This window comes from Granulicatella sp. zg-84 (assembly GCF_010892375.1).
Taxonomy (GTDB): domain Bacteria; phylum Bacillota; class Bacilli; order Lactobacillales; family Aerococcaceae; genus WM01.
On record NZ_WNJX01000066.1, the window covers coordinates 1 to 693 of the forward strand.

The 693-nt window shown below is 38.8% G+C and carries 3 tRNA genes and 1 rRNA gene; all 4 read right to left on the reverse strand.

The window, feature by feature from the left end:
* Positions 1–276: 276 nt before the first annotated feature.
* The 4 genes from GMA06_RS08360 to rrf all read right to left on the reverse strand — a co-directional run bounded on the left by GMA06_RS08360 (position 277) and on the right by rrf (position 687).
* Positions 277–349 (reverse strand) — tRNA-Thr (locus GMA06_RS08360).
* A gap of 4 nt (positions 350–353) precedes the next feature.
* Positions 354–426 (reverse strand) — tRNA-Thr (locus GMA06_RS08365).
* Positions 427–487: 61 nt separating this feature from the next.
* Positions 488–561, reverse strand: a tRNA-Asn gene (locus GMA06_RS08370).
* 10 nt (positions 562–571) lie between these two features.
* Positions 572–687, reverse strand: a 5S ribosomal RNA gene (gene rrf, locus GMA06_RS08375).
* Positions 688–693: the final 6 nt, after the last annotated feature.

Genomic DNA, 693 nt, shown 5'->3' on the forward strand with positions numbered 1-693 from the left:
GAGACATGTATCGTGTACATTTTGGTGAGCCGTACATCACTTTGTGACTTAAAATAAAAAGATAGTGACGTAACATTTGTGACATCACTACCTTTTATGAGTCATCAACCCTATTTGACATAGAGCCATAATTTATAAGATATTTTGGATTCTATTGAGGACTTTTTGATTAACATTTTTTATTTATTAACATAAAACGATTAAATAATCAAAATAACGTGTGTCAACATACTGTTAACACACGTTAAAAACATTTTTAAATTAGATTTTTAAATAAGCTGCTTATCGGGATTGAACCGACGACCTCAACCTTACCATGGTTGCGCTCTGCCAACTGAGCTAAAGCAGCAAAATGCCGGCTAAAGGACTTGAACCCTCGACCCTCTGATTACGATTCAGACGCTCTACCAACTGAGCTAAGCCGGCATTATATTTTATATACATCACACTTAAATGATTGTAAAAAAAAACGCATAAATGCGCTATACTCCGCAAGTAGGACTCGAACCTACGACATCATGATTAACAGTCATGCGCTACTACCAACTGAGCTATTGCGGATAAACCAAAAGCGTGGCAACGTCCTACTCTCACAGGGGCAATGCCCCAACTACCCTCGGCGCTAAGAAGCTTAACTTCTGTGTTCGACATGGTGACAGGTGTGTCCTTCTTGCCATCATTACCACACTTTCT